Origin of the sequence: Brevibacterium sp. SIMBA_078 (genome assembly GCF_046534565.1) — a bacterium.
Lineage (GTDB): Bacteria > Actinomycetota > Actinomycetes > Actinomycetales > Brevibacteriaceae > Brevibacterium.
Window position 1 is genome coordinate 955,496 of sequence record NZ_JAWRYQ010000001.1, and the last position, 22,214, is coordinate 977,709.

Sequence of the window (22,214 nt, forward strand, 5' to 3'; positions counted from 1 at the left end):
ATCGGACCGTCCGCTTCTTCTCATCCGCCTGGCTTCCCGGCTTGTGTTTCCCAATCCTCACAGGTCAGGACGGCGCCGCGCATGTCCGGTGGCTGCCTCGAAGCTGCGGGCGACGCGGAGCACTGTGGCATCACCACCGACCGGTCCGATGATCTGCATTCCGATCGGCAGACCGGTGGAGCTGAAGCCGGCGGGCACGCTCAGTGCCGGACAGCCCGTAGCGGAGATGAGAGTCGTCGAGTCGACCCACGCCATATAGTCCTCGATCGGTCGAGAGTTGATCCGAGTGGGATATTCGTCCTCCGCGGAGAACGGGAGGACCTGCGAGGTCACCGTGACGAGGACGTCGTGAGTGGAGAAGTAATCGTTCATCGCCGACCACAGCCGCGCGCGTGCCCGATCGAAGTCGAAGAGATCGTGGGCGGTGAGTGCGAGGCCTGCATCGACATCGGCCTGCAGGGAGGCTTTCAGCCGCCCCGGAAGGGCCGCATCCACCTCCCGCAGGTTCGCCGCGAACTCATAGGCCCTGGCCGTGCGAAACACACCGCGGGACGCACGGAGGTCGGGCACGGAATCGCTCAGTCGGGCGCCGAGGTCGACGAACACTGAAGCGGCTCCGGCGACCACGTCGCGGGCTTCCGTCTCGAGTTCGAGCAGACCATCGAGGTCAGGGGAGAACCCCGCGGTGATTCCGCTGAGATCAGTCGCCTCCCCGCGCCATGGCCCGAAAAGGGTCGAGGCGGGCCCAGGGCCGGTCCCGCTGCACAGCTCCATGAGCCAGGCGACGTCGTCGACGGTGCGCGCCATGAAGCCCGGCTGGCTCAGCCATTGCCAGGGGTCTTCGGGGAAGGTCCGGGGAATCCACCCATGCGAGGGCCGCAGCCCAACGATGTTGTTGAACGAGGCGGGCAGGCGCAGTGAGCCGCCGGTGTCGGAACCGTCCCCGGCAGCCTGGACTCCACAGGCGATGGCCGCGGCCGCGCCTCCCGAGGATCCGGCGGCCGACCGGGTGGCGTCGTAGGGGTTTTTCGTCGTCCCGAAGACGCGGTTGGTCGTGTGCGCCCCGGCCGCGAATTCGGGCACGTTCGACTTGCCCGTGGAGATCACGCCTGCTGCCTGCAGCCGAGCGATGACGCTGCTGGTCCGCTGCGGCACATGGTCGGCGAAGAGCTCGCTGCCGTAGGTCGTGCGCATACCTGCGGTGTCATGCGTGTCCTTGTGGGTCATGGGCACACCGCAGAGTGGCGGCAGCCCCTCTTCACCGGCAGCACGCCGCTGGTCCGCCTCCCACGCCGCGGCGAGCGCGCGTTCGGGTTCGAGGGTGACGATCGCATTCGTCGTCGGGTTGATCTCGGTAATGCGGTCGAAGTGCGCGGTCATGAGCTCGACACTGCTGATCTCGCGACTGTCGAGGGCGGCCGCCTGCTCGGCCAGAGACAGCCAGGTCGGGGAATCCGTCGTCACCGACGACCGGCCAGGAGACCGAGACAGACGCCGAGCAGCGCTGCGCCCGCACCGACGGCAGCGCCGATAACGAAGCCGTCGCCGCAGGATCGATGGCTGCCAACCGTCCTGGCGGCGGGAGCCGCAGCATCTACCGATTCGGACGAAACTGCGGGTGCGCCCGCAGCGTCTGTGCCCGATGCGACAGGAGCGGCAGCACCGGAACCGGGGAGCCCGGCCGCCTCGGCGCCGGTCGAAGCACCTGCGGGCGCACCCTTCTCCGGCACACCGTCGCGGATGGCCGCGTCGATGTCGGCGAAGAACTTCTTCGCGATGCGTTTGGCGACTCCGCCGAGCATCCTCTGTCCGACTCCCCCGATCGGTCCGCCGAGCACGGCATCGGCTTGCCATGTGATGTCGCTGCCGCCCTCGGCTCCGGATGCCAGTGCCACCGAGATGTCCGCGCCGATGGTGCCGGGTCCGCCCGCGCCCTTGGCGCTGAGGACGAACGACGCGCCCTCGACCTCCTCGGAGAAGACGACGGTGCCCTTGTATGTGCCCTTGATGGCGGCGACGCCCATTGTAAGGACGACGTCGAAGCTGCCCTCACCGGTCCGGGTGAAGCTCTCGACTCCCGGAATGGTCGCGGCGAGGATCGACTCGTCGTGGAATGCGGCATAGGCCGTCGCCGGATCGGCGATCATCGTGGCTTTGGAGGAGATGAGCATGGTTTGGATGTCCTTCAGTCGGATTCAGTGGGAGCGGTTGAGCTCGCCCGCAGCATGGTTGGTTCTCATATGCCACAGGGTCGAGGGGTCCAGCGGCATCGAGCGGATGGGGATCCGCTCGGCGTCCTCGATCGCCGAAGCGATGGCAGTGGCGGCGGGGATCGTTCCGGCCTCGCCAGCCCCCTTGATACCGAGCGGATTGAGCGGACTCGGAGTCTCGAGGTGGTCGGTCTCGACGTGAGGAACCTCGGACGCGAAGGGCATGAGGAAGTCCATGAAGGAGGCGTTGAGCAGCTGCCCGTCGGCGTCATAGGCCATCTTCTCGTACAGCGCCCCGCCGACTCCTTGGGCCACACCTCCGTGGACCTGCCCTTCGACGACGAGCGGGTTGACCATCGGTCCGCAGTCGTGGACGACGCAGTAGCGGAGGATTCTGATGTCCGCGGTGTCCGGATCGGTCTCGACGATCGCGGCATGCATGCCGTTGGCTACAGTTGAGCGAAGCGGCGAGAAGAACTCCTGCTCCTCGAGCCCCGGCTGCTCTCCCTGCCCGATCGAGGGCTCGTCCTCGGCGGAGTCCTTGGCGAATTGCGTGGCCGCCCGTGCACTCTCGTCGAAGGCGTAGCGCAGCGGGTTCGACAGCACCGATACCGCCGCCAGCGGCATCGACGCGCTGGGATCGCCCTTGACCTGGATCATGCCCTCGTCGATCTCGAGGTCTTCGGGATCGGCTTCCAGGGACTCACCGGCGATCCGCAGAGCCTTCTGCTTTACTTTCTTTGCGGTGAGGTGGAGTGCGTTGCCGGCCATGACCGCTCCGCGCGAACCCCATGTGCCCACGGAATAGGGCAGCTTGCGCGTATCGCCGGTCTTGACATGGACTGTCTCCAGCGGGACTCCCAGCTCATCGGCGACGATCTGGGCGAAGACTGTCGCATGGGCCTGCCCGTGGGTCGTCAGGCCGGTCCAGACGTTCACCCGTCCGGAGGACTCCACCTCGATGTGTCCGCCTTCGTAGGGCCCCGCACCGGTGCTCTCGATGTAGCAGGCTAGACCGATGCCCACCCGACGGCCCTCGCTACGTGCCTGCTCACGGTAGGTTTCGAACTCGTCCCAGCCGACGATCGACTTGAGTTTGTCCATCGAAGTGACGAAGTCACCCGAGTCGATCCAGCCCTCGGCTCCGTCCTGCATCCGCAGACCCATGGGATGCGGGAAGTCGCGGACGAAGTTGCGCAAACGTACCACTGTGCGGTCGAGGTCGAGTTCGGCGGCGATCGCGTCCATCGTCCTCTCCATCATGAACACCGCATGGGCGCGACCGGCACCACGATACGGAGTGACCATGACGGTGTTCGTGTACAGCGACCAGTACTCGACCCGGAACGCCGGGATCACGTACGGGCCCATGATGTGGGTGGAGGTGTTGAGCGGGACGATCACGCCGTAGGGCAGGTAGGCGCCGTTGTCATGCCAGAACTTCACGTCGAGTCCGAGTATCCGTCCCTCGTCGTCGAAGCCAACCTTGACCCATTGGGTCTGCGCTCTCTCGTGGGCGGAGGAGATGAAGTGCTCGCGACGGTCCTCGGTCCATTTGACAGTGGTCTCGAGCGCACGCGCGGCGCAGGCCACGGCGAGCTCCTCCGGCCAGGGGTGGTTGATCTTCACACCGAAGGCTCCGCCGACGTCGGGGGTGATGACCTCGACCCGGGTCAGTGGGATCTCGAGCTTGGCTGCGAGAACGGCCCGCAGACCCGTGCTCGTCTGCGTCGAGGAGTGGACCTCCAGGCTCTCCTCCCCGGGATCCCACCGTGCCACGACGCCCTTGCCCTCCATCGGCATGCAGGCGCTGCGCTCGAATTCGAGGTCGAGTTCGAGGACATGGGGCGCGCCATCGAGCCCCGCATCGACATCGCCGACGTCCTGCACGATGTGAGCGGCGACGTTGTCTTCCATCCCCTCATGGACGATTCGCGTTCCCTCGCGGGACGCTTCGACGCCGACGACGGCCTCGCGGAAGCTGTACTCGACCTCGATGCGGTTCGCGGCGTCCTCTGCGATGTAGCGGTTCTTGGCGATAACCATGACGATGGGCTCGCCGACGAAGTTCACATGGTCCTTGGCCAGGGCGTAACCGGTGTGCGGCGCGACGATGGAGGGATGCGGAATGAGCATCGGCAGCCGTTCCGCGGCCTGTCCGGGCAGGTCTTCGTGCGTCCACACGGCGATGACGCCGGCGACGTCGAGGGCGCCGGTCACGTCGATGTCGAGGATGTCGGCATGGGCGTGGGGGCTGCGCACGAATGCGGCGGCGATCGCCGTTCCCGAGACGTCGTCGACATACCGGCCGTGGCCGGTGAGCAGGCGCGGGTCTTCGCGGCGAGTGATCTTCTGGCCGAAGAGGCGAGTGGTCATTGCGAGGCCCCCTCTGCGCGCAGTTCGGCGGCTCGACACACTGCGGAGACGATGTTCTGGTAGCCGGTGCAGCGGCAGAGGTTGCCGGACACGGCCTCGCGCGCCTCCTCCTCGGTGGGGTTCGGATTCTCGTCGATGTAGGCGTCGATGGTCGTGACGAAGCCCGGGGTGCAGAACCCGCACTGGAGACCGTGGCAGTCGATGAAGGCTTGTTGGACGTCGGACGGGTTCTCGGGATCGTCGCCGATGCCCTCGACCGTTGTTATCTCATGTCCCTGAGCCGTGACGGCGAACATCAGGCAGGAACGCACGGGCTCACCGTCGAGCTGGACCGTGCAGGCCCCGCAGACTCCGTGTTCGCAGCCTACATGGGTGCCCGTCAGCTCCAGGTCCTGCCGGAGCACGTCCGAGAGCAGCTTCCGGTCGGGAACCTCGAGCTCGTAGAGGGTGCCGTTGACCGCGAGTCGGATGCTCGAGGTCGGTTCTGTGCCGATATCTTCGGTCATGCTCGCCTTCTCTCAGTGTCGTCACCGGTCGCCCCGACCAGGCTGTCCTCGCCGCGACCGCTTGCGCCGCGTGCATCTCCGCGACCGCTCGAGCCGTCGCTGCGGCACAGACGCCGGAACAAGCGGGAGGCGATCACTCCGGCAAGGTGTCTCCGGTAGTCCGCCGAGGCGTGGATGTCCCCGCCCGGGTCGATGAAGTCACGCACCGCCTCGGCGACCATTGCAGCGACCGTGGAGGCATCGCCGAGCTCGGCACCTGATACGGCTTCGCCGAGGTCGAGGATGTCGGGAACGTCGGTGACGGAGACGAATCCGCAGCGCAGCCCCGTCACAGTCTCGCCGTCGACGTCGAGGATCATCCCCACTCCCGCAAGCGCGTAGTCCCCGCTGCGCCGGGCGAGTTCGTCAAAGCCTGTGCGCGAACCCGCGGGCAGCGCTGGGAAGATCGCACGGGTGATGAGCTCATCGGATTCCAGCGAGGTCTCCAACGGCCCGATGTTGAGTTCCTCGGCGCCCAATGTCCTCTCACCGCGTCGGCTGCGCGCCTCGATGCGACCGCCGGTGAGCGCGAGGACCATCGGCATCTCGCCGTTGGGGTCGGCATGGGCGATCGATCCGACGGTCGTGCCCCGATTGCGCACCGCGGGGTGCGCAACGAAGCGCAGAGCCTCGCCGAGGAGGGGGTTGGCCCTGGTGACGTCCGCGCTGCGTTCGACCCGTCGATGTGTGACGCTCGCACCAACGCAGATCTCGTCCGAACCGTCGGCGCCCGAGACCTCGAGATCGTCGATTCCAGCCACAGAGGTGATGTCGATGAGATCGCTGGGAGCGGCCAGGCGCATGTTGAGGACGGGAACGAGGCTCTGGCCTCCGGCGAGGATCTTTCCGGTGGCACCTCGGGCGGCAAGGAGGTCGAGAGTCTCGTCGACTGTCGTCGGTCGATGGATTCGCAGGGGTGATGGCTTCATCGTCTCATTCACTCGATTCCTGACCGCGTCGGCCGCGGTCGCTTTCCGCACCATCGACAACACGTCCTTGGTGCCCTTCCCGCCCGACAGAGAGACCAGCCCCACCGGCACCGCCGTCGGAGTCGGAAAGCATGTCAGCAGGTGCCAACCGGCGGGCAACATGGTACATGACCAGCATCGATATCGTTCCCAAGGCAATTCCCGAGAGGACGAAATCCTCGCTGAAGTTCAGGCTCACATCGCCGATCGCAATGATCAGGCCCGCCGAGACTGGCACGATGTTGAGCGGGTTAGCGAAATTCACGCGGTTCTCGATCCAGATCTTCGCGCCCAGCATGCCGATCATGCCGTAGAGGACGACGGTGATGCCTCCTAGAACACCTCCGGGCACCGCTGAGATGAGGGCGCCGAACTTCGGTGAGAGGCCGAACAGGATCGCCACCAGAGCGGCAACCCAGTAGGCAGCTGTCGAATAGACCCGAGTCGCAGCCATGACTCCGATGTTTTCCGCGTAAGTCGTCGTCGGAGAACCGCCCACGGAAGTGGCGACGACAGTGGCGACGCCATCGCCGATGACGGCGCGCCCCATATACTTGTCGAGGGGGGCTCCCGTCATCTCTTCCACGGCTTTGACGTGACCAGCATTCTCGGCGACGAGGGCGATGATGCCAGGAAGCATGACGACGATAGCCGCGGCGTTGAAAACAGGCAGATGGACACCGACGACTCCGGCCGCGGTGTCGGTCATGGGCGGAAATCCGATCCAGGGCGCCGCAGCGACACCAGAGAAGTCGACACGGAAGTGGGTCGTCACCTCACCGGCGGTAGCACTGAAAGAGGTGATCTGGCCGAACACCTGGTCGAAGATCCAGGACAGCACATAGCCGAGCACAAGGCCGAGGAAGACCGCGATGCGACCGAGGAAGCCGCGCACCCATACTGATACGAAGACGATGAAGACCATGACGATGACGGCGATCCACTGGTCCTGAGGCCAATAGGTGTTCGCAACCACCGGTGCGAGATTGAAGCCGATCAGCATGACGACGCCACCGGTGACGACGGGCGGAAGGACTTTCATCAGAGCCGCAGAGCCGATGTAGTGGATGAACGTACCGACGAGCGCAAGGATGACGCCCGAAACCATGATCGCACCGGTGACCTCTGCGGGAGTGCCTCCCTGAGCGGTGACAGCTGTGACGCCTCCGACGAAGGCGGCCGAGGTACCGACATAGCTGGGCACCTTGCCCTTGACGATGAGCAGGAAGATGATTGTGCCGACTCCGGACATCATGACTGCCAGCTGCGGGTTGAGCCCCATGATGATCGGGAATACGAAGGTCGCTCCGAACATCGCAACGACGTGCTGGATGCCGAGCCCTACGGTCCTGCCCCACGACAGGCGCTCGTCCGGTGCAACAGCCCGCCCAGGCGCTATGGTCTTTCCATCGCCGTGGAGCTTCCAGGAAAACATCGACATGTGCTTCTCCTCGTCCATTTGCATCAGGTCGAACGATCCTGACTCAAGGCGGCACGGCCACTTGAACCGACGATCGGACGTCTTTGGATGATCCGGGTTAGGTTCAGACTCTATTTTGCCGATGAGGCCCGTATCACGTCATTATCTGCCAAATAGTCACTCTCTCCTTAGGCACTCTTCGCCAACACCTTAGGTTGAGCTCGTCCTCAGGGCAGCTTGACGATCTGCAGAGCGAGAGCAAGTGAGAGCCGCAGATCGGGATCCTCGGTGAAGGGCCCGACCATCTGCTCGAGTTTGCCGATTCGGTAGCGCAGAGTGTTGTAGTGGAAGAACAGGGCTCGCGCGGTCTCGGCGACGTTGAGATGATGGTCAAGTAGCGCCTGCAGGGTCTCACGCAGGCCTGCGTACTCCTCCTTGGCATCCGTCGCCAATGGTCCGAGGACCTCTTCGGCGAACTTGCGCAGCTCGGTCTGCTCCCCGACCTGGAGCAGCAGCCGGTAGACGCCGAGAGAGTCATAGTGACGCAGACCCTGACCGCGGTCGAGCTGCCGACCGACCTCGAGCGCGCGCATCGCCTCCTGATAGGCCGGCGCCAGACGCGAGACGCCCTCGGCAGGGCGTGAGATACCGACAGAGAACCGTCGCCTGCCCCCTCCCCCGTGTCCCCTCACCGAGGAGACGAACTCCTCCAAACGACGAACGATCCGCTCTCGCGGCTCTGCCGCCAGGAGCACGATCACCTGATCGCCCGAGCCGACGACCGCCGCACGGGGATCGAACTGGGAGACGACCTTCGTCCAGGCGTTGGCGAACAGCGCCTGCATCGTCCGCTTATTGCTCGCATCCGTGGAGTCGGATTCGGAATCGACTTCGGCGACAGCGATGCTGATGGGCCGGTCGAGGTCCCAACCAAGCGAATACGCGTGGGAAAGAACCCGGTCAGTCGAGGCGATGTGACCACGCAGAACCTCGAGGACGAAATCGGTGCGGTATTTGCTCTCGACAGCAGTGATGGCCTGTTCACGGGTGATGACGAGTGCTGCCGCAGCCGCCGCCTGTTCCAGCAGACGGAAGTCACCTGCCCGCAGCGTACGGGTGCCGAAGGCGACGATCCGGCCGAGGTTCTGAGCGGGCAGAGTCTCGGCCGCCGGTCTCCTGCCTCCCTCGATGACAACGTTTCCCCAATTCAGTACCGCGCTCATGGTGCCGTCGCCTTCTCGGTGCTCAGGACCTCGGGGATTCGCGTGGCGGCTGATGCCAGCAGGTTCGTCCTCGACACGGAAGCGGCCCGAACGATCGAAGCACTCGAGACCGGAGACCTCGGCAGACGTGGCCTCCGCATCGGCCGTGCGCAGACATCTCACACGGCCGTCAAGCGTCGTCACCGCTGCAGCCACACCCGTCCACTGAGCGAGCATGCGGCACACGTCTGCGAGGTCCCCGCCACCGACCACTACATCGACGAGCTCGCGCATGGACGCCTCAGTGCGGGCAATGACCTGAGCCCGCCGGTCGAGATTGCCGGTGAGCACCTCCTGCATGATCTCGTCGAAACCGACGTCCTCGCCGAGGTGGATGAGCGGCAGGCCGAGAGCATCCGCGGCCTTCACGGCAGCCTCGGGGATCTGCTCGAGATAGCGCCCGGATTTGAGACCGATCGCCGCCAACCCATGCTGATCGAAGGTTTCGAGCAGCCCCTCAAGATCCTCGGGACGATCACGGATCGGATACGCGGTTGTGAGCATCAGCTCCCCGGGCTTGACCCAGGGCAGGATGTCCGGGACCTCCATGACGTTCGAAAGCTCGACGACTCTGTCGAGACCAGCGGCACCGCCGATGAGTCGGGCCCCACGCATGCTCGGCAGTCTGAGCACATCCGCCACGGTGAGGGATTCGGCGGAGAAACCGTGTCCTTCTCCCCCGTCGAATGTCAATTCCTGCTGACCGCATCCCGAATCCTTGGCATCATTTGACATGCATTGACGATAACAGGGCGGGATACTCTGTCGAAATGAGGTCTCGGTCCGTGGTTCTTCCCGCCACCGCTTCCCTCCTGCCGGTCCCCCGGATCGACGCGGCGCGGGTCGGCGGCGCTGACCATTCCCCGATCGACCGCACCTCCGCCGACGTCTACCCGGCCCTCGCCGGGGTCAGTGCTGCTCCTGCCGGGAATGGCGCTGCCCGCGCCGAGGTGGTCCATGTGTTCAGCGCGGGATTCTACCTCGCAGTCGACGACCCCTATGACCCCCGAGGTCCCGGCAGACGCCTGTTGCCCATCTTGGGGCCTGCCGCCCTCCTGCTGCCCTTCGGACTCAGAGTTCCGCAGCTCGGTCGTGAGCACCTCGCGACGCTGCGGCCGGGGACCCCTGCACGGGTGATCCCCGCCGCCTCAGCGCTGCGACGCGGTTCTCATCCGCCGATCGTCGAAGACCATGCCCCCTCACCTCGGAGGATCGAATTATCTGACTTCGCGCTCGACATCGTCCGGACTCACCGGCCGCTGCGTGTGAAGGCGCGGTCGTGGAAGGGCCTCGACCCGGCAACGCTGGCTGCCCTGGCCGGCCATCTGCGTCCCGGGCTGTCGAATCTGGGCTCCCGTGCCGGAGACCTCGCCTCCGCCCTCCTCGACGAGGACGTCGCCGACTCCGAGGCTGGGGTGCGAGCTCTCATCGGCGCCGGGCCCGGCAGCACCCCCAGCGGTGACGACGCTCTGTCCGGCATCGCCCTCGCGCTCCGATCCACAGGCAGGAACCCTCCGCTCGATCTGCTTTCGCGCACAGTCGAACCCATCGACCTCGCCCATGCGACTCCTGCACTGTCGGCAGCGCTCATCCGTGCGGCCGTAGCCGGTCACTGCGTACCCGAGGTCGCGGCGGCGATCGAGGCCGCCCACAGGCTGCTGACGGCGCACAGGACGGAACCGCCGCCTCGGTCGGCCGCCTCCGAAACCTCGGCTGCGGGCTTCCTCGCCGTGCTCTCTCCGCTCGACCGGATCGGCCACAGTTCCGGCCACGACCTGTTCACGGGATTCCACGCCGTCCTCACAGCTCTGACCTGTAGCCGCCCTTCGCGCCCGAAGTCGAGCCCCTTGTTGCCACCACCCCGACCTCCGTCCGCGGCGATGATCCGCATCCGCGTCAGCGACGGCCCGCGAGAGTCGGCCTGCATTCCGACCCAGCACTCTTCGAAAGGTACTCATCCATGCCACGTTCACTGACCGTCCGCCGCGGCGTCTACGTCGACTCGGTCGCACTCATGCAGGTCTCGACCGAGGTCAAGACCACTCCCGGGGTCGACGACGCCCTCATTGGGATGGCCTCGGAGCTCAACCTCGGCCTTATCCGTGGAGCCGGTTTCGACATCGGTGAAGAGGTCACCCCGAACGATCTCATCATTGCTATCCGCGCCCAGTCGGAGGCGGCCCTGTCAGAAGGCAGCAATGCCGTTGACGTCGCCTTCGACAGGCTCACCGCCGCCGCCCGCGAGTCCACTGGCCCAGGCGGCTCCGTGCAGCCGGCCCTCACCGTCGAATCCGCGCTCGCCGGGTCCGACGCCGGGCTCACTCTCGTCTCGGTGCCCGGCGAGAGCGCCGGAGTCGAGACCCTCGCGGCCCTCGATTCCGGGTCCTCGGTGCTCCTCTTCAGCGACAATGTCGACGTCTCGACCGAGGTCGAACTCAAGTCTCGTGCCGCCGAGAACGGGCTCATCGTCATGGGCCCAGACTGCGGTACTGCGATCATCTCCGGGGTCGGGCTGGGATTCGCCAATCAAGTGCGGCGCGGTAGCTTCGGCATCATTGCGGCCTCGGGCACGGGCGCTCAGCAAGTCTCGGTGCTCCTCGATGCTGCCGGGGCCGGGGTCAGCCATCTCATCGGCACGGGCGGGCGCGATCTCTCGCGCGACGTCGGCGGCCTCAGCGCACGACAGGCCCTGCAGGCGCTCGCCGTCGACGCCGAGACCGAGCACATCATCGTGGTCTCGAAGCCCGCCGATGCCGAGGTGGTCGCTGAGATCGAAGACCGCGCTGCCGAACTCGGTGTACGGGTGAGCTGGGCGATCCTCGGTCCCGATTCCCCGAGTCTCTCAGCCGGGGTCGAGTCCGCCCTCAGCGCGGCCGGATTCACTGTGCCAGAATGGCCAAGCTGGGGAATCTCCGAGTCCGTCGAGGTGCAGACCGGTTCGCTCATCGGCCTGTTCTGCGGTGGGACCATGGCCGATGAGGCGATGCTCATCGCGCGGTCCGCGCTCGGCCCGATCTCTTCGAACATCCCCCTCGCCGGTGCTGAGCTGGTGAGCGGAATGACCATCAGCGCCGATACGCACACCGTGCTCGACTTCGGTGCCGACGAGATGACCCAGGGCCGCGCCCACCCGATGATCGACCCCTCGCTGCGTCTGCAGGCGATCAGGAACCTCGGCCCCCGAGCCGGTGTGCTGCTGCTCGACCTCGTGCTCGGCCACGGCGCCCACGCGGATCCCGCCGATGAGCTGGCCGCAGCGATCACCGATGCCAAGTCGACGGCTGCCGAAGAAGGCCGGGTCCTGCCCGTCGTCGTCAGCCTCATCGGCACGAGCGCCGATCCGCAGGACTTCTCTGCCGCCGTCCGCGCGCTCGTCGCCGCCGACGCCGAGGTATTCCTCTCGAACGCCGAGGCGTGCTGCCGTGCACTCGCCCACCTCGGCTGCGAGGCACAGATGAGCACGGTCATCGAATCCTCAGTGCCACCGGAGCGCATCCCCGCCGCACTGTCATCGCACTCAACCGGCGCCCAGAGCCTCTCGGGCCTGCTCGAAACCGCGCCCTCCGTGGTCTCCGTGGGCCTGAGCCTCTTCGCCGAGGAGCTGCGTGCCCAGGCGGTGCCTGTGACGGAGGTTCAGTGGAAGCCCGCCCTCGGCGATCCCGCCGCGCTCTATCAGGTGATGGCGGACCCCCGTCGCCGGGAGGCGAACGCACAAGCGCTCGAGCGCATGCTTTCTGCCGGAGCCGAGGTCGTGGGACTGCGACCGGCTCGCGAATGCCTCGGACTGCGCGAGGACGAGTTCCTCCACTCGGGCCCTCCGCTCGAGTGGGACCGAGCCTCTGGCCCGATGCGTGGGGCTCTGGCCGGCGCCGTCGTTTTCGAAGGACTCGCCGAGACTCTGGAGGCAGCGGAGGCCGGTCTCGCCGATGGCCGTTTCTCTTTCGCCCCCTGCCATTCCCGTGACGCGGTCGGACCGATGGCCGGCGTGGTCAGCCCCTCGATGTGGATGTTCGAGCTCGTCGACCCGGTCCACGGCAATCGCGCCTACTGCTCTCTCAACGAGGGCCTCGGCAAGGTGCTGCGCTACGGAGCGAACAACGAGGAGGTGCTCACTCGCCTGAACTGGATGCGCGACGTGCTCGGCCCCGTGCTCGCCGCGGCCGTGGCCGCCACCGGGCCGCTGGACACGAAGAACTACGTCACGCAGATGCTCCAGTCCGGGGACGAGGGGCACAACCGCAATCGGACGGCGACCCTGCTCTTCCTCCGTGACATCATGCCGAAGCTCTTCACCCTCGACTTCCCCGCTGACGACCTCGCCGAGGTCGCGCGCTTCCTCGGGGCTAACGACTACTTCGCGCTCAACCTCGTCATGCCGACGTGCAAGCTCGCCATGGCGGCGGCGAAGGGGGTGCCCGGCTCGACTCTCGTCGTCACCATGGCCCGCAACGGCACGGACTTCGGCATTCAGCTCGCCGGCACCGGTGAGCAGTGGTATTCGGGCCCGGCGCAGATCGCCGACGGTCTCTACCTCGGCTCCTACGGCGTCGAGGACGCCAATCCCGACATCGGCGACTCCGCGATCACGGAGACCGCGGGCATCGGCGGCCTCGCGATGGCCGCAGCTCCCGCGGTCGTGCGTCTCGTCGGTGGGGACGTCTCCTTCGCGGTCGACACCACCCGCCGGATGTATGAGATCACCCTCGGCGAGCATCCCCAGCACCAGATCCCCGTCCTCGAGTTCCGCGGGGTGCCGAGCGGAATCGACCTCGCGAAGGTGCTCCGTACCCACGTCCTACCGCAGATCAACACCGGGATGGCCGGAAAGGTCGCCGGGGTGGGCCAGGTGGGCGCGGGACTCGTCACGCCACCGGCCGATTGCTTCACCTCGGCGGTCGAGGGCCTGAGCGCACAGCGGCGCTGATGCCCTGCGCCCACCGGGGCAGACCGCCGTCAGCGGTGGATCGCTCCGGTGGTCACGCTCAGGGACACCCCGGTGCCCTGCGACCTCTCGGCGAGCACTTCGGCGAGGATCGAGAGCGCGGTCGCCTCTGGAGAGCGTGCGCCGAGGTCGAGGCCGATGGGACCGTGAATCCGCGCGATCTCCTCCTCGCTCGCCCCGGCCTCGAGAAGAGCCTCGGTGCGCTGGGCGTGGGTGCGTCGGCTCCCCAGCGCACCGACATAGTCGGCCGCAGACCGGACGGCCTCGAGGAGTACCGGGACGTCGAACTTGAGGTCGTGGGTGAGCACGGCAACCACGGTCGAGGCATCGATGCGACCAGCTGCGGCCTCGGCGGCGAAGTAGCGGTGAGGCCAACTGACGACGACCTCATGGGCCGCGGGGAAGCGCTCTGTGGTGGTGAACACCTGCCGGGCATCGCAGACCGTGACTCGGTAGCCGAGGAACCGGCCGAGTTCTGCCAGGGCCGCGGCATAGTCGATGGCACCGAAGATGAGCAGGCGCGGCGGAGGCGTCGAGGTGGTGACGAAAACGCGAGTGCCCGAGCCGAGGCGACGTCCCGTCTCATCGTATTCGAGGATCCCGGCGGCGCCGTCGGCGATCATCGCTCGGGCGTCGGTGGAGATGTGTTCGGTGAGGCGATCATGAGCGAAGTCACCGTGCGCTCTCCCCTCTGCGTCGAGGGCGAGAATGCGGCTCGGTCCGTCAAGTTCTGCGCCATCCTCCTCGGTGGCTCCCGGCAGCTCGAGAGCCAGTGCTGCCGCACGGGATCCGGAGACCGCCTCGAGGTAGATCCGCAGCCGGGAGACAGTGGCGGGCTCGAGGACGGGGGTGACGAGGACGTCGATCTCTCCTCCACAGGCCAGCCCGACTGCGAAAGCCTCCGCATCGCTCGTTCCGTAGTGGGCCGAGGCCGCACGACCGGTGCTGAGGACCTCGAGTGCGAGTTCGTGCACGGCGGATTCGACGCACCCGCCCGAGAGGCTGCCGATGACCTGTCCGTCCGCAGCGACGGCCATCATCGCGCCCGCCGGTCGCGGCGCCGATGACCAGGTCTTCGTCACAACGGCGAGCGCTAAGTTCCGACCTGCGTCGAGCCAGGCGAGGATCGCGTCGGCTTCGTTCATGCGCGCGCCTCCTGACCAGTCGCTGTCGGCACTGTGGCCACAGTCGCGGGTACGGCGGTCACAGGCCCACCGACAGCTCGCGGAAGCGCGAAGGCGCCAACGACGCCGGCGCCGTGCGCCGATGCCCGTGCCGCCATGAAGTCGGCAACCCTCTGCCACTGGGCGACGGTGGTCGCCGGAAGCACGGCCTCAGCATGTGCCGCGGCGACGGCCAGGCCCCGAGTGCGCGCTTCGAATCCTGCGCGTCCGGCGCGGGGATTGACCCAGAGGAACCGATGGCTGAGTCGGGCCAGCCGCGCGCAGGCGATGTCGAGCTCCGTACAGTCCCCGTGTTCCCAGCCGTCGCTGATGACGACGAGGGTGCTGCCGCGTACCAGGTCCTTCATCCGCCCACTGAGGAGTTCGGTCAGAGAATCGCCGAGGCGCGTCCCGGCTCCCGCGTCGAGGACCTCATCCAACGCCGAAGCGACACCGCTGCCTCCTCGCCCGTGTCCGGCCGCAGCTCGTGGGCCCAGGTCGACTCTGGTCAGGCGGGTCCCCGCCGTGAAACAACGGGCTCCCAGCACTGCAGAGCCGCGAGCCAGGAAACGCAGCGCGGGCTCCCGCCACACCGTCATCGAGGCGGACACGTCGGCGACGAGGGTGACGGGGCGCCGGCGATAGAGACTGCGCCTCCGCGGGATGGTTGAGATCTCCTCGTTGCGGATGAGCCGACGCAGGATCCGAGGGGCATCGATGATGCCGGTGTGACCCGAGCGAGTCCGATGTGCAAGGCCGCGCGGTGGTCGGAAGACGAGGCCGTCGATGAGCGCGGCAGCTTCGCTGCCGTGTTCGAACCCGAGATCGACATGGCGCAGATGTTCGGTCCGGGCAGCTTCGGTGATCTCGCTCGCCTCCCCGCCTGCGCCCTCTGTGCTCATCTCGGGCCGGGGATATTCGACGTCGATGCTCGGCTCCTCCGCATCCTGTCTGCCTGCCAGTCCGAAGACGGCGTCGAAGATCGCATCGTGGAGGCGCAGATGTTCGGGTCGGGTGCAGGTCAGCGCCCGAGACGCGGCTCGAACCTGTTGCGGATCGAGCGGGTCGAGGCAGGCCGCGGCCGTGATAAGCGACCGCACCGCGTCCGGGTCTGCAGGCAGTCCCGCGGCCCGCAACCGGATGCCAAGGGTCAGGAAGGTGTCCGTCAGGGTCCTCACGTTCCATCCCCTCCGAATGGGCTGAGAACTGTGCGGGCGGGGGCGAGGTCGTCGGCGTCCTTGAGGACGGCGGAGATCGTCGCCGCGATCGCTGGGTCGTCGAGTTCGCCGAGGCCGAGGGCGTGCAGGGCGCGCAGCCAGTCGATGGCCTCGGCGGTGCCGGGAGGTTTGAGCAGATCGGCGCTGCGGAGTCGGTTGGCCGCAGCGATGACGGCCCGGCGCAGGGACTCGTCGGCCTCGGGGACGTGCAGGGAGAGGATCCGTGATTCAGCCTCGGCGCCGGGCTGGTCGAACCACTGGTAGAGGCAGCGCCTGCGCAGGGCGTCGTGGAGGTCGCGGGTGCGGTTCGAGGTGAGGATGACCAGCGGCGGAGTCTGCGTCGAGATCGTGCCGAGTTCGGGCACGGTGACCGACCAGTCGGCGAGCGCCTCGAGCAACAGAGCGTCGAATTCGTCGCCGGCGCGGTCGATCTCGTCGATAAGCAGCACCGGTCGCGCCTCGTCGGGCCCGAGTCCCCGCGAGTCCTCGATCGCGCGCAGGATCGGACGGGCGAGCAAGAAGGCCCGGTCGTGGAGCTCATCGTCGAGGCAGATCGCGTCGATGCGCTCCCCCGCCGAGCTGGACGCCGCCTCGATCGTGCGCACGTGGAGGATCTGCTTCGCGAAATCCCAGTCGTAGAGCGCTTGGCTGGCCTCGAGCCCGTCGTGGCACTGCAGCCGAATGAAAGAGCCGCCGGAGGCGCGGGCGAGCGCTCGAGCCAGACTCGTCTTGCCCACGCCCGGGGAGCCCTCGCACAGCAGAGGTTTGCCGAGGCGGTGGGCGAGCACACAGGTGGTCGCAAGTTCGGGTGCGACGATGTGCCCCACGCGCTCCAGCTCCTGTGCCAAAAAACGGGGATCGTCGAAGATCGTCATGGCTGCGTCGCCTCCTCCCGAGTCGAGTCTACTGATCGTCTCTGCTCTCTCGAACGTCCGCTGCCACCCGATCATCCGAGTGCGCCTGACCGTGCGAACTCACGGCGGTGCCGACTCTCCCGGTTACTGCCGAGGCGAGCTGCGAGAGCTCGGCGATGACGGCTCGTGATCCACCGTTGTCGACGAAGTCGAGCAGCGCGTCGACCTTCGGCCCCATCGAACCGGAGGCGAAGGTGCCGGTGGCACGCAGGGCTTTGAGCTCGGCTGCGGTGACGGCACCGACATCGCTCGCGTCCGGAGTGCCGAAGCCGGCGACCGCACAGGGCACATCGGTGGCGATGATGAGCAGATCCGCATCCACCGAGGCGGCGAGCTTCGCAGCGCTGAGGTCCTTGTCGATGACCGCGGATACCCCGGCACAGCCCCGGTCCGCGGGTAGGACGGGAATGCCGCCCCCGCCAGCGGCGACGACGATCCAGCCGGAGTCCGCAAGGAAGGAGATCATCGGAGTCTCGAGGATCTCGACGGGGTCCGGAGAGGCCACAACGCGACGCCACCCCTTGTCGCCGAAGTCCTTCCAGGTCTGGCCATGAGCGGTCATCTCCGCGGCGAAATCCGCATCCTGATAGGACCCGATCGGCTTGACCGGATCGGCGAACGCTGGGTCGTCGGGGTCGACGACGGTGCGGGTGACCACGGCGGCGACCCTGTTCCCCAGCCCGCGGGCTGCGAGTTCGAGTTCGAGGGCGCTGACGATCGTGAAGCCGATGGTGCCCTGGGTCTGTGCTCCGCACCAGTCGAGGCTCACAGGCGGCAGCTCGTGAGCGGAGAGTTCGTTCTTGCGCAGGATGTTGCCGACCTGCGGCCCGTTGCCGTGGGTGATGACGAGTTCGTGTCCGGCTGCGGCGAGATCGGCCAGATGCACGGCCGCGGCGGAGATCGCGCGCTGCTGGGCCGACGGAGACGGATCTCCGTCGGGCCCGGTCATCGCATTGCCGCCGAGGGCGACGAGGACCCTCACAGCCAGTCGACCGCCGCAGCTGAGGCTCCGTCGACGGTCAGCTGGGCATAGCCGGGTCCACGATCGAAGAAGGGCTCGTTCGCATCCCGGGTGGCCCGCATCTGCTCGCGCAGCTCGGTCGTGGCCGCCTCGTCGGCCTCGGCACCGTCGACTCCGGCGGCATCGGCGCCGACGGATGCGCTCGGATCGGCGGTGACGACGACTCCGTAGGACTCACGAGCGCCGGCGATGCTCACCTTGCCCCAGCTGACGTCGCGGACCACCTCGGCGATCGGACGGTCGAGGGGGTCGCCCCAGCCTCCACCGCCCGTGGTGCGGATCCGAACGACCTCACCGGCTCTGATGACCTCAGCATCGGCGAGCGCATCGATCTGACGTTCGTTCGGACCTCCCGGATCGATGGTCACTTCGAACGGCCTGCCTGCTTTTCCGCCCTTGACCCCCCAGCATGCGAGGATCGAACGGTCGGCGATCGACATGAAGTGCCCGTCGCGCAGCATCCGAATGTGCTTCTCGTAGCCGAGGCCTCCGCGGTAACGACCGGCACCGCCTGAGTCGACGGCCAGACCGAGGCGTTCGACGCGGAACGGGAACCGGGACTCGGTGAATTCGGTGGGCAGGTTCCGGGAGTCGGGGACGACGTGGATCGTGTCCTCGCCGTCGGAGTAGTAGCGTCCGCCGGAGCCTCCGCCGAGGACCTCGCGCATGAGGTAGTCCTTGCCATCGCGGTCCTTGCCGTAGACCCCGGTGTAGCGGATCGTCTCCTGGTCCGCGGGCATGCGGCCGTCCACGGCCTTCGCGACTACGCCGGCGAGGACGCCGAGGAGGCGGAGAATCACGAACGTGCGTGCGTTCGTCGGTCCGGGGAACTCGGGGGTGAGCAGGGTACCCTTCTCCGGGAAGCGCATCTCGATGAGCGGCACAATGCCCTCGTTGACGTCGAGTTCGCCCATCCGCTCGGGGGTGTCGGCGAGGTTGCGAAGGATCGGGGCGAGCCACTTCTTGAGGAAGTTTCCGCCCACATAGTCACCGCAGTGGTTGATCGGTCCCGCGGCCTGGGCGGCGGTGCCCGTGAAGTCGACGATAAGTCGCGGTCCGTCGTCCGGTCCCCCGGTCGACGTCTTCGTCAACGTGATGCGCTGGGTGTGGAGCATGGGGTCCGAGACGCCGTCGTGCTCGGCATAGTCCTCCCAGACGTACTGGCCGTCGGGGATCTTCGACAGGATCTCACGGCGGTAGATCTCAGTGGAGTTCTGCAGTATCGCGTCGAAGGCCGTTTCGACGGTCTCGACTCCGTAGCGGGTGAAGAGTTCCGAGAGACGACGAGCACCCATCAGGCAGGCCGAGCACTCGGCGTCGAGATCGGCCGACAGCGAATCCGGCATCCTGGAGTTGCGCGACATGATCCGCAGTGCGGACCTGTTCGGAACCCCTTCGGACCACAACTTGATCGGCGGGATCATGAGGCCCTCTTCGAAGACGCTCGTCGCCCCTGAGGGCATCGAACCGGGGCACGCCCCGCCGATGTCGTCGTGGTGGCCGAAGGCCTGGACGAAGCACACGACCCGTCCCTCGGCGAAGACGGGAACGGTCACGCACATGTCCGGCAGGTGGCCGATGCCGCCTTCGGATTCGTAGACGTCGTTGTGGAAGAAGACATCGCCTTCACGCATCTCCTCGATGGGGAAGTCCCGGACGACTGGGTGGACGAGTGCGGAGTACGAACGGCCGGTGAGCTTGCGCAGCTGTCGGTCGTGGATACCGGCGCGGAAGTCATGGGCATCGCGGATCATCGGGGAGCGTGAGGTGCGCGAGATCGAGGTCTCAACCTCCATCTCCACACTGGCCAGGGTGCCTTCGACGATCTCGACGATGATCGGGTCGACGCTCGACCCTTCCGCGGTGAGGCGGTTGCCGTGCTCGTAGGCAGTCGGCAGACCGGCCGAGTTGATCGGCGAGGCGGCGATGTAGTCGGCGAGCTCCTGGCCGGTCAGGGGTTCGGTGCGCAGCATCGAACCCGAATCGACGGCGCTCGTGTCGGCTGTGGTAGTCACTTGCTGTCCTCCTGACCGGTGGTGCGGGTGATGATGATGTTGGCCGCGCGATCGATGCGCGCGCTGAACTCGGGGTGCAGAGGCACCGTCGAACCGAACTCCTCGATGATCGCGGGCCCCGCGATCTCGTCACCGGCCAGCAGCTCCTCGCGCCAGTAGACCGGGGTGTCGACGAAGCCGTCGGCGGCGGCGAAGCAGACGGGGCGGTGACCGGTCTTCGCCCTCTTGTCGAGGGCGGGCGCACCGTCGGCCGAGGCGATGCTGCGAGTCTCCGGACGTGTGATCGGTCCGATGCCGGACACACGGAGGTTGACCCATTCGACGAACTGGTCGTCGGCGGCGGCGAAGTCGTAGCCGTAGAGCTTGCGGTGCTCCGCGTGGAAGGCTCGGGTCACCTCATCGGCCCATTCTCTCGTGATCGCGCCCGCCGGTGCCGGGACGCGGACCTCGAAGGCCTGGCCGAAGTAGCGCAGGTCGACCGAACGGTCGAACTGGTGCGCCGAGGCGGGGAAGCCCTCACCGTCGAGTGCGGCGGCGGCCCGGGCTGTGAGTCCCGTGAAGAGATCGGCCACCTCGGCGATGTCGAGGCGGTCGTCGCGGCAGACGTTGGTCTGCACGTAGTCGTTCTTCACGTCGACGGTGAGCAGACCGTACGCCGAGACGTTGCCTGGGTCGTGGGGGACGACAACGCCGGCGAGGTCGAGGACGTCGACGAGGGTGCAGGCGAGCAGGGAGCCGGAGCCGCCGAAGGTCGCGAGCATGAAGTCACGGACGTCGAGTCCGCGTTGGACGGAGATCTGGCGCAAGGCATTGGCCTGATTCCAGGCGGAGATCTCGAGGATGCCGGTCGCCGCCTTCTCCGCGCTCAGCTCGAGGCGTTCGGCAATCCGGGCGATGCCGGACTTCGCCGCGTCGACGTCGAGCGGTATCTCCCCACCGAGGAGGTGGGGCGGGATCCGCCCGAGGAAGACGTGGGCGTCGGTGATCGTCGGCTCGGTGCCGCCGTTGCCGTAGCAGATGGGGCCGGGATCGGCTCCCGCGGACTGGGGGCCGACCTTGAGCTGGCCCTCCGGTGTGGTCCAGGCGATGGAGCCGCCGCCGGCGCCGACGGTGACGACGTCGATCATCGGGATCTTCGAGGGGTAAGCGCCGACGGTGCCCTCGGTGGTCAGGCCCGGTTCTCCGTCGATGACGACGGTGACGTCGGTCGAGGTGCCGCCGCCGTCACAGGTGAGCACCTGGTCGAAGCCCGCTTCCCGGGCGATGAGCCCGGCGCCGAGCGCACCGGCGGCCGGCCCTGAGAGCACGGTGGTGATGGGCTGGTGGACGACCTCTTCGGCGGAGAGGACCCCGCCGTTGGACTTCATGATGTAGAAGGGCAGAGCGGAGTCCTCGCCGGCGCCGGTGTAGGCGTCGAGGCGTTCGTGGATGTTGTGCACGTACTTCGAGACCTTCGGTTTGACGGCCGCGTCGACGAGGGTGGTCATCGAACGCTCGTACTCGCGGTATTCGCGCAGCACCTCGGAGCTCAGCGAGACCGTAGCCTCGGGGTGGATCTCGGTGAGGATCTCCCGCATCCTCTGCTCATGGACTGGGTTGGCGTAGGCGTGGAGGAAGTTCACGCCCAGCGTCATCACGCCCTGATCTTTGAACCACTGGGCGACCTCGCGGGCCTGCGCCTCATCAAAGGGACGGACCTCGCCGCCTTCGAAGTCGAGGCGACCCGACACGGTCTTGACGAGGTCGGCGGGGACGATGCGATCGGGCTTGACCCAGAAATAGGAGTTGCCGTAGCCGTCGGGCACTGCCTGACGGGCGATCTCGAGGACGAACTCATAGCCTTCGGTGGTGATGAAGCCGAGACGGTCGAGCTTGCCCTCGAGCAGCTGGTTCGTCGCGACGGTCGTGCCGTGGCTGACGGCACTGATGTGCTCCGCTGAGACCGAGTCGCCGAGCATGCCCAGCACCTTATCGATGCCGTTGATGAACCCGTCGGCTGGGTTCGACGGCGTCGACGGAGTCTTCGTCGTCGTCAGTGTGCCGGTGGATTCGTCGAATGCGACGATGTCCGTGAATGTTCCGCCGGTGTCAATGCCGATGCGGATCCGTGGAGCGTGGGGCGACATCTTCGTCCTTCCAGGTCGCGTGGGATTTGTCACCA

Annotated in this window: 15 protein-coding genes; 2 read left to right on the forward strand and 13 right to left on the reverse strand. The window is 66.9% G+C overall.

Annotated features, from left to right (window positions below; genetic code table 11):
• Positions 1-57: 57 nt before the first annotated feature.
• From SB749_RS04270 to SB749_RS04300, 7 genes are all read right to left on the reverse strand, one after another.
• Entirely contained in the window at positions 58-1,464 is a 1,407-nt protein-coding gene (locus SB749_RS04270; RefSeq protein WP_410709220.1) for an amidase, read from the reverse strand.
• Positions 1,461-2,171 carry an SRPBCC family protein gene (locus SB749_RS04275; protein WP_410709221.1) on the reverse strand — a complete coding sequence of 237 codons (711 nt, stop codon included), beginning with the start codon at positions 2,169-2,171 and terminating at the stop codon, positions 1,461-1,463. Before SB749_RS04275 ends, SB749_RS04270 begins: the two co-directional genes overlap by 4 nt.
• Positions 2,172-2,195: 24 nt before the next feature.
• Positions 2,196-4,586, reverse strand: a complete 2,391-nt coding sequence (gene cutA / locus SB749_RS04280; protein WP_410709222.1) for an aerobic carbon-monoxide dehydrogenase large subunit — start codon at positions 4,584-4,586, stop codon at positions 2,196-2,198.
• Positions 4,583-5,092, reverse strand: coding sequence for a (2Fe-2S)-binding protein (locus tag SB749_RS04285; RefSeq protein WP_370034890.1), 510 nt, complete (start codon positions 5,090-5,092; stop codon positions 4,583-4,585). Before SB749_RS04285 ends, cutA begins: the two co-directional genes overlap by 4 nt.
• The gene (locus SB749_RS04290; protein ID WP_410709223.1) at positions 5,089-6,060 is read right to left on the reverse strand and encodes an FAD binding domain-containing protein; all 972 of its coding nucleotides are present in this window, start codon (positions 6,058-6,060) and stop codon (positions 5,089-5,091) included. Before SB749_RS04290 ends, SB749_RS04285 begins: the two co-directional genes overlap by 4 nt.
• 4 nt (positions 6,061-6,064) lie before the next feature.
• Positions 6,065-7,540 carry a uracil-xanthine permease family protein gene (locus SB749_RS04295; RefSeq protein ID WP_410709224.1) on the reverse strand — a complete coding sequence of 492 codons (1,476 nt, stop codon included), beginning with the start codon at positions 7,538-7,540 and terminating at the stop codon, positions 6,065-6,067.
• A gap of 206 nt (positions 7,541-7,746) precedes the next feature.
• Positions 7,747-9,516 (reverse strand): PucR family transcriptional regulator, encoded by a 1,770-nt coding sequence (locus tag SB749_RS04300; protein ID WP_370034884.1) that lies wholly within the window; start codon positions 9,514-9,516, stop codon positions 7,747-7,749.
• A gap of 35 nt (positions 9,517-9,551) precedes the next feature.
• On the opposite strand from SB749_RS04300, the gene SB749_RS04305 reads away from it, so the two are divergent.
• Both SB749_RS04305 and SB749_RS04310 read left to right on the forward strand, forming a co-directional pair.
• Positions 9,552-10,757, forward strand: a complete 1,206-nt coding sequence (locus SB749_RS04305; RefSeq protein WP_410709225.1) for a DUF2877 domain-containing protein — start codon at positions 9,552-9,554, stop codon at positions 10,755-10,757.
• Positions 10,742-13,705: a DUF1116 domain-containing protein gene (locus tag SB749_RS04310; RefSeq protein WP_410709226.1), complete on the forward strand. Its 2,964-nt coding sequence runs from the start codon at positions 10,742-10,744 to the stop codon at positions 13,703-13,705. Before SB749_RS04305 ends, SB749_RS04310 begins: the two co-directional genes overlap by 16 nt.
• A 29-nt stretch (positions 13,706-13,734) precedes the next feature.
• Here SB749_RS04310 and SB749_RS04315 read toward each other — a convergent pair whose 3' ends face one another.
• From SB749_RS04315 to SB749_RS04340, 6 genes are read right to left on the reverse strand one after another with little or no spacing between them, the layout of a single operon-like run.
• A complete protein-coding gene (locus SB749_RS04315) occupies positions 13,735-14,868 on the reverse strand; it encodes an XdhC family protein (protein ID WP_410709227.1) in 1,134 nt (377 codons plus the stop codon).
• Positions 14,865-16,064 (reverse strand): VWA domain-containing protein, encoded by a 1,200-nt coding sequence (locus tag SB749_RS04320; protein WP_410709228.1) that lies wholly within the window; start codon positions 16,062-16,064, stop codon positions 14,865-14,867. Before SB749_RS04320 ends, SB749_RS04315 begins: the two co-directional genes overlap by 4 nt.
• Complete coding sequence (locus SB749_RS04325) at positions 16,061-16,978, reverse strand: AAA family ATPase (RefSeq protein ID WP_265418595.1); 918 nt, start codon at positions 16,976-16,978, stop codon at positions 16,061-16,063. Before SB749_RS04325 ends, SB749_RS04320 begins: the two co-directional genes overlap by 4 nt.
• Positions 16,979-17,006: 28 nt before the next feature.
• Positions 17,007-17,999, reverse strand: coding sequence for a carbamate kinase (locus SB749_RS04330; RefSeq protein ID WP_265418596.1), 993 nt, complete (start codon positions 17,997-17,999; stop codon positions 17,007-17,009).
• Entirely contained in the window at positions 17,996-20,053 is a 2,058-nt protein-coding gene (locus SB749_RS04335) for a hydantoinase B/oxoprolinase family protein (RefSeq protein ID WP_410709230.1), read from the reverse strand. The genes SB749_RS04330 and SB749_RS04335 overlap by 4 nt, the downstream gene beginning before the upstream one ends.
• On the reverse strand, positions 20,050-22,179 hold the full coding sequence (locus SB749_RS04340) for a hydantoinase/oxoprolinase family protein (protein WP_410709231.1): 2,130 nt from the start codon (positions 22,177-22,179) through the stop codon (positions 20,050-20,052). The genes SB749_RS04335 and SB749_RS04340 overlap by 4 nt, the downstream gene beginning before the upstream one ends.
• Positions 22,180-22,214: the final 35 nt, after the last annotated feature.

Excerpts from the sequence above, each read along its gene's own strand:
- SB749_RS04275 (WP_410709221.1), bottom strand. The coding sequence starts at position 2,171 with ATGCTCATCTCCTCCAAAGCCACGATGATCGCCGATCCGGCGACGGCC.
- cutA (WP_410709222.1), bottom strand. The coding sequence starts at position 4,586 with ATGACCACTCGCCTCTTCGGCCAGAAGATCACTCGCCGCGAAGACCCG.
- SB749_RS04285 (WP_370034890.1), bottom strand. The coding sequence starts at position 5,092 with ATGACCGAAGATATCGGCACAGAACCGACCTCGAGCATCCGACTCGCG.
- SB749_RS04290 (WP_410709223.1), bottom strand. The coding sequence starts at position 6,060 with ATGAAGCCATCACCCCTGCGAATCCATCGACCGACGACAGTCGACGAG.
- SB749_RS04295 (WP_410709224.1), bottom strand. The coding sequence starts at position 7,540 with ATGTCGATGTTTTCCTGGAAGCTCCACGGCGATGGAAAGACCATAGCG.
- SB749_RS04300 (WP_370034884.1), bottom strand. The coding sequence starts at position 9,516 with ATGTCAAATGATGCCAAGGATTCGGGATGCGGTCAGCAGGAATTGACA.
- SB749_RS04305 (WP_410709225.1), top strand. The coding sequence starts at position 9,552 with ATGAGGTCTCGGTCCGTGGTTCTTCCCGCCACCGCTTCCCTCCTGCCG.
- SB749_RS04310 (WP_410709226.1), top strand. The coding sequence starts at position 10,742 with ATGCCACGTTCACTGACCGTCCGCCGCGGCGTCTACGTCGACTCGGTC.
- SB749_RS04315 (WP_410709227.1), bottom strand. The coding sequence starts at position 14,868 with ATGAACGAAGCCGACGCGATCCTCGCCTGGCTCGACGCAGGTCGGAAC.
- SB749_RS04325 (WP_265418595.1), bottom strand. The coding sequence starts at position 16,978 with ATGACGATCTTCGACGATCCCCGTTTTTTGGCACAGGAGCTGGAGCGC.
- SB749_RS04340 (WP_410709231.1), bottom strand. The coding sequence starts at position 22,179 with ATGTCGCCCCACGCTCCACGGATCCGCATCGGCATTGACACCGGCGGA.